Below are 6,485 nucleotides of genomic sequence, written 5' to 3'. Positions count from 1 at the left end.
TTTCCTCCTTTATACTTGTAAACAACAAACTTAGCTTTAATTTACCTTAAAGATAGGATAAAATAACACTTGGAAGACTAGCATGAATTTTTTAGATGGATGTATAAAACTAAAATAGTAGTGCTGTGGCTTCGCTCAGGTGGAATTTTGTCCGCACTGAGTATTGACGTGCTCCCAAATGCAGAGCCTAGTGAATAAGGACAACTCACCTTCGAGGCAAAAAACGCCTCAAAGTTGAGTAGCCCTTATTCATACGGCTCAAAGCGCATTTGTCCGCACTGAGTTATTGTCGTGCTCCCAAAATCTGAGGCTAGCGGATAGCTACGAATAGCCAACGATGCCAAAAACGCATCTTTGTCTATTCTAGGCTATCCGAACGCCTCACCCGATTTTGTCTGCACTGAGTGTTGACATGCTCCCCAATGCAGAGCCTAGTGAATAAGGACAACTCACCTTCGAGGCAAAAAGCGCCTCAAAGTTGAGTAGCCCTTATTCATACGGCTCAAAGCGCATTTGTGCGCACTGAGTATTGTCGTGTACCAGACCGCAACTCCTAGGAAATAACAATACCTCGCTCATGAGGCAAAGCCCGCCTCATAAGTGAGTTACCGTTATTTCTATGGAGCTGATCGCGGTCTTGCGCACTGAGTTCCATATATATTGTATTTTTTTTTGAAAACGTGAGATAATCAATAAGATATAAAAATGAGTATGAGGAGATGCAGGCAGGCGTGCTAGCTGTACCAGAGATAAAAAAATTATTACAAGAACACCAATTGTTGCAATCACTTGTGATCGCACCTAAAGCAGAAATGTTTACCAAAATTACATACGATTCCCGTAAAGCTAGAGCCCAAACGCTATTTATCTGCAAGGGTAATTTTAGACCTGAGTATTTAGCTAGTGCCAAAAAAGCTGGGGCAACAGGTTATGTGGCGGAACAATATTACCCAGAAGGCGATGGGATGACCGCGATCATCGTTTCCGATATTCAAAAAGCAATGGCCTTGTTGGGGGCTGCTTTTTACAATTATCCCCAAAATGAATTGTTCATCATTGCTTATACGGGAACGAAGGGCAAAACGACCTCGGCTTACTTTACCCGCGGGATCTTAGAACAGGCGACCGGCGATCGGACCGCTTTATTTTCTACGATCGACCGGATCTTAGGACCAAACCCAGACCAACGATTTAAATCTGACTTGACCACACCAGAGTCCTTAGACCTCTTCCACGATATGCGTCAAGCGATCAATAATGGGATGAATCATTTAGTCATGGAAGTCTCCTCTCAAGCTTATAAGAAGAGCCGTGTCTATGGCTTGAAATATGATATCGGGCTGTTTTTAAATATTTCCCCCGATCATATCGGTAAAAATGAACATCCGACTTTTGAAGACTATCTGTTCTGTAAAGAACAATTACTTTTGAACTCTAAGACTTGTGTGATCAATGCTGAAACAGCATATTTGTTGGATGTTTATCAAACAGCTAAGGCGAGTGTGGGGAGCGAAAATATCTATCTTTATGCCCGAAAAGATGCGCAACTGAGTTTTGATGTACCAGTTGATTTTGAGATCGCTAATGACTTTGAAGATCTTAAACAAAGTGAATTTAAATTGAGTGCTAAAACTGAAAAAGCGCAGGCCTTGGCGATCGACGATACTTATGCGATCGCTTTAGCAGGTGATTACAATGAAGGAAATGCAGCTAGTGCGATCATCGCTTCGGCTTTAGCTGGGGCTCGTAAAGCAGTCGCTAAAGAAGCTCTACCACTGGTCAAAGTTCCCGGCCGAATGGAAATGCTCAGTTCGAAAGCTCACGGGACAGTTTACATTGATTATGCCCATAATTATGCAAGTTTGAGTGCGTTGCTCAAATTTTTACGGCAACAGACTCATGCTGGAAAGATCAGAGTCGTAGTCGGAAGCACCGGTGATAAAGGGATCTCACGGCGCGAGGGCTTTGGTAAAGCCCTGAGCGAAGAAGCTGATGTTGCTTATTTGACGACTGATGATCCTGGATTTGAAGACCCAATGCAGATCGCCCAAGAGATCGATGCGCATATCGATCATGAGCGGGTCGAAGTTGTTTTTGAACTTGATCGTAAAAAAGCGACCCGTTTGGCGATCGAAGCTAGCACAGCGACGGATGTTGTTGTTTTAGCAGGCCGTGGGGAGGATAAATACCTAAAAGTTAAAGGTGAGGAGATCTTATATCCGACCGACGTTGAATTGGCACAAGAGATTTTGGAGGAATTAGAGTAATGGCAATTGAAACAGCAGATTTTACCCCGATCCTTTTGGGGAGCGATTTTAATGTGTACGGTATGGCACGTTCATTTTATGAAATGTTTCATAAACCGGTCAAAGCATTTGCACAGCGAGAATTAGCTCCAACGCGCTTTACGAAGATCGTGGATCTTGAATTGATCGATGGTTTTGCTGAAGATCCAGTCTGGATCGAAGAGATGTTGAAGATCAAAGAACGCTATCGGGACCATGAAGAACCAGTCATCTTGATCGGTTGTGGCGATGGATACGCAGAGCTCATCGTTCGTCATAAAAAGGAATTAGAGGATGTCTTTGTTTGCCCATATATTGATGTTGATATGTTGCATCAATTGAACAACAAGGAAAACTTCTATAAGATCTGTGAAAAATATGATCTTCCTTATCCTAAGACGCAAATTATAACCAAGGAAATGCACGATAGCGGTGAGAAGATCGAGCAACCATTTGACTATCCGGTAGCTTTAAAACCAGCTAATAGTATTGCTTGGTTAGACGTTAAATTCGAAGGACGTAAGAAGGCCTTTCGGATCCAATCGCGCGAAGAATTTGAACGGATCGTCGACTTATCCTACACTAATGGCTATACGGGTGATTTTATCTTACAAGATTTCATCCCAGGTGATGATAGTAACATGCGGGTCTTAAATGCCTATGTTGATCAAGATCACAAGGTCAAGATGATGTGTTTAGGTCATCCATTACTAGAAGATCCAGCTCCGTCTGCGATCGGTAACTATGTAGCGATCATGCCAGAATACAACCAAGAGATCTATGATACGATCCAAAAATTCTTAGAAGAGATCAAGTTTACTGGTTATGCTAATTTTGATATGAAATACGATGTGCGTGATGGTAAATACAAGCTCTTTGAGATCAACTTGCGTCAAGGTCGCAGTAGCTTCTTTGTGACCTTGAATGGTTATAACTTGGCACAGTGGGTCGTACGTGATTACGTGACGGGTGAGCTTAAGGATGCCAAAACACTTTACTGTAATGAACATAACGACCATGCTGCTTTATGGTTGGGGGTTCCAGTGAAAACTTTCAAAAAATACGCACGTGAAAATGAAGCAAAGAAACGTGCTTTAGAGTTGATCAAAGAAAATCGTTATGGAACAACATATGAATATTCTGAAGATATGAATCCTAAGCGGTGGTTATTGATCAAGTGGATGAACCACAATTATGTAAAGAATTTTGCCCGTTATTTTGCAGAAAATAAAGGATAAGATACGATGAAAAACTTTTTTACAATTATCGGTGGTATGGGAACGATGGCGACCGAAAGCTATATCCACCAGTTGAATTTACGCACTAAAGCGCATAAAGACCAAGATTATTACAACTATACCTTGGTCAACCATGCGACGGTACCAGATCGAACCGCGTATATTTTGGATAATACTAAGCCTAACCCTTTACCAGAATTGATCGAAGATTTTAAGCAATATGCGACGCTTGGCCCAGACTTTTTCACTTTACCATGTAATACGGCGCATTATTTTTATGATGAACTTGCTAAAGCTGTTGATGTGCCGATCTTGCACATGCCTAAAGAAACAGTCGCTGAGATCAAAAAGCGCTATCCAAAAGCTAAAAAAGTCGGCTTAGTCGCAACTCAAGGCACGATCCGTGATCAGATCTACGATAAAGAGATCTTAGCTGCCGGCTATGACTTAGCCAAGCCAAGTCCAGCTGTACAAAAGATGACTGACGAATTGATCTACGATGATATCAAAGAACAAGATGTGGTCGATGGTAAATTATTCCATGATCTAGTAGCCCAAATGATAAAAGAAACGGGCTGTGATGTGGTGATCTTAGGCTGTACTGAATTGTCACTTGCCCAAGAACGCGAGCCGATCACTGATTTACCGCTCGTAGATAGCCAATCTACTTTGGTCGACCGTACGATCGAGTGGGCTGATAAGACACAAAAGCAAAAATGATCAGAGCGTGAGTCGAGGTGCTCAGCGCCATATAAATAACGAGGGTGAGAACTGCCGGATAACACCGTTGGAATAGAAAGTTTAGCTGGCTATAGTTACTATGTGACGATCATCAAGTTGAAAAATGAAATGCTGTTAGAGCAACGATCTAAATAAGAAAAGTTATTCAAGAATTATCTAAGTGAGATCAGTAGTGCCTATCAAGAGATGGCGGATTTTCGCCATGATTACCGCAATCTTTTGTTGACGTTAAAATTAAAGATCGAAGTAACTGGCGATAAAGAATTAAAAGTTTCTTTCCGTAAAGCACGTGAATTAGTCAAAATACTGAAAAAATGATCATATCAAAAAGTCGTTAAACAAGGGGGTAGTCTTGTTTAACGACTTTTTGGCAATTATTAGTTAGAGAGTGAGATCGATGAAACTATATGACATACATGGATAGGGGCAGTCTAAAAAAGTTAAGCAGGATGTTAAGACTACTTACCACGATGTCAATAGATCGAGAGCTATAAGCTAAGGTGGGCGCATCCACTAAAAGCTAACAGCACCGATTCATCACCTCTTTCATTATGGATAGTTGAGGTTCTCTCAACGTAACTAAGTATATATCACTATATTTTGTGAAAAACTATTGATTTTTTGGCAGAATGTGCAATACGTGAATTAGGCGGTGTTTGGCGCAAAAAAATTTTTAATAGACTTGTTAAAAATTTAAATTTACTTAAATATTACTAATTTGGTAAAATTATTTTCTTCCGACATCGCTGTTGTGTTGGTGGTTTTGGTAGCGGCTATTTTAAATTTTGATAACAACCATTACTGAGGTATTGCTACTAGTAATATTCGGCGTTATGATTACAATATATTTTAAAAAAGGGGAAATCAAAGTGTCCAAGAAATGGTATGAGGCGCTCGACCAAGAAGATGTCATCTTTTTGCATCAGTTAGCGCAAGCGGATTTTAAGTTGTCAAAGTTGTCAGTTGAGACGGGGATGTCGTATTTTGTGCTCAAAAAGCGGATGCAAAAGCTAAAATTAGCTTTATCTCAAAAAACACCTGGGGATAGTGATTTTAAGTCGTATTTGGATCTTCTAGTCGAACAGCGGATCTTACCCCAGTCGATCGCGGATGTCTTATATCAGAAACATTTAGAGGGCTTAGAGTAGGTTAGAGTGCCTAAATTTTTCAATTTAGCGCAAGTGTAGTACTATCTTAGTATACTGATCGTAAGGATAGAGGATAATAGATGAAAAAAGGAATCTTGCTAATAAATCTTGGAACTCCAAAAAGTCCGACAGCTAAACATTTGCGCCCCTACTTGCGTCGCTTTTTAGGTGATAAACGGGTGATCGCGACCCCAGATGTGATCTGGAAGCCAGTCTTGGAGTTGATGATCTTACCTCGGCGTCCTAAATTTTCAGCACAGATGTATAAAAAGATCTGGTCAGCTGAATACGGCTCGCCCTTGGCATATTATACTAAGCGACAGGCTGAATTATTGCAGGCTTTAGTACCAGATACGGTGGTAAAGTATGCATTTAGCTATAGCGAGCCAGATATTTCGCAGGTTTTAGCGGAATTTGAAGCTCAAAAAGTAACTGAGCTATGTATTATTGCGCTCTATCCGCAATATTCGACGACAACAGTAGGTTCAGTCAGTGACGATGTGATGCGGTTTTATCATAAGCGGACTTATGTGCCGAACATCAAGTTTGTGACCTCTTTTTATGAAAGTGAGGCGTACTTGAAGCTGCTCGCAGATAAGATCAAGGAGTATTGGAGTAAAAAAGTATATGATAAGTTGATCATCTCATATCATGGGATCCCAGAAAGTTATGTAAAAAAAGGCGATCCTTACCAAGCACAGTGTGAAGAAACGACTGCTAAGCTTCAAGCAATGTTGCCAGATATCGAGATCTTACATACATACCAATCTAAATTTGGTCCAGCTAAATGGCTTGAGCCAGCGACTGATGAAACGATCAAGCATTTACCAAAGCAGGGATGCAAAAAACTATTGGTGATCTCACCGTCGTTTGTGGCGGATTGTTTGGAGACGTTATACGAACTAGAACTCGAAAATCGGACCTATTTTGAACAAGCTGGGGGAGAGGTCTATGACGTTGTTCCTTGTTTAAATGATGATCCTGAATTTGTCGCATTTTTAAAGGATCTGAGTAAATCGGACTCGAAGTGAGTTCTATTTATTTTTTAACCATTTTAGGTCATCCTAAAAATA

The 6,485-nt window shown here is 40.8% G+C and carries 6 protein-coding genes; all 6 read left to right on the top strand.

Going from position 1 to position 6,485, the window contains the following annotated elements:
* Positions 1-719: 719 nt before the first annotated feature.
* The 6 genes from LMU01S_RS05995 (at position 720) to hemH (ending at position 6,443) form a co-directional block, all read left to right on the top strand.
* Positions 720-2,267: a UDP-N-acetylmuramoyl-L-alanyl-D-glutamate--2,6-diaminopimelate ligase gene (locus LMU01S_RS05995; protein WP_056958815.1), complete on the top strand. Its 1,548-nt coding sequence runs from the start codon at positions 720-722 to the stop codon at positions 2,265-2,267.
* Complete coding sequence (locus LMU01S_RS05990; protein ID WP_056958817.1) at positions 2,267-3,523, top strand: carboxylate--amine ligase; 1,257 nt, start codon at positions 2,267-2,269, stop codon at positions 3,521-3,523. Before LMU01S_RS05995 ends, LMU01S_RS05990 begins: the two co-directional genes overlap by 1 nt.
* Before the next feature lie 6 nt (positions 3,524-3,529).
* Complete coding sequence (locus LMU01S_RS05985) at positions 3,530-4,243, top strand: aspartate/glutamate racemase family protein (protein WP_056958819.1); 714 nt, start codon at positions 3,530-3,532, stop codon at positions 4,241-4,243.
* A 207-nt stretch (positions 4,244-4,450) separates the two neighbouring features.
* Complete coding sequence (locus LMU01S_RS10755; protein WP_263850213.1) at positions 4,451-4,582, top strand: hypothetical protein; 132 nt, start codon at positions 4,451-4,453, stop codon at positions 4,580-4,582.
* A 551-nt stretch (positions 4,583-5,133) separates the two neighbouring features.
* Positions 5,134-5,412: a hypothetical protein gene (locus LMU01S_RS05980; protein ID WP_056958821.1), complete on the top strand. Its 279-nt coding sequence runs from the start codon at positions 5,134-5,136 to the stop codon at positions 5,410-5,412.
* 80 nt (positions 5,413-5,492) lie between these two features.
* Positions 5,493-6,443, top strand: a complete 951-nt coding sequence (gene hemH, locus LMU01S_RS05975) for a ferrochelatase (RefSeq protein WP_056958822.1) — start codon at positions 5,493-5,495, stop codon at positions 6,441-6,443.
* Positions 6,444-6,485: the final 42 nt, after the last annotated feature.

The organism is Ligilactobacillus murinus DSM 20452 = NBRC 14221 (assembly GCF_001591685.1).
Taxonomy (GTDB): domain Bacteria; phylum Bacillota; class Bacilli; order Lactobacillales; family Lactobacillaceae; genus Ligilactobacillus; species Ligilactobacillus murinus.
The sequence above is the reverse complement of the archived record's forward strand: the minus strand, read 5'-3'. Positions and strand labels throughout refer to the sequence as shown.

Bases quoted from the DNA above. Each gene is read 5' to 3' on its own strand.
- LMU01S_RS05995 (WP_056958815.1), top strand. From the start codon at position 720: ATGCAGGCAGGCGTGCTAGCTGTACCAGAGATAAAAAAATTATTACAA.
- hemH (WP_056958822.1), top strand. From the start codon at position 5,493: ATGAAAAAAGGAATCTTGCTAATAAATCTTGGAACTCCAAAAAGTCCG.
- LMU01S_RS05990 (WP_056958817.1), top strand. From the start codon at position 2,267: ATGGCAATTGAAACAGCAGATTTTACCCCGATCCTTTTGGGGAGCGAT.
- LMU01S_RS10755 (WP_263850213.1), top strand. From the start codon at position 4,451: ATGGCGGATTTTCGCCATGATTACCGCAATCTTTTGTTGACGTTAAAA.
- LMU01S_RS05985 (WP_056958819.1), top strand. From the start codon at position 3,530: ATGAAAAACTTTTTTACAATTATCGGTGGTATGGGAACGATGGCGACC.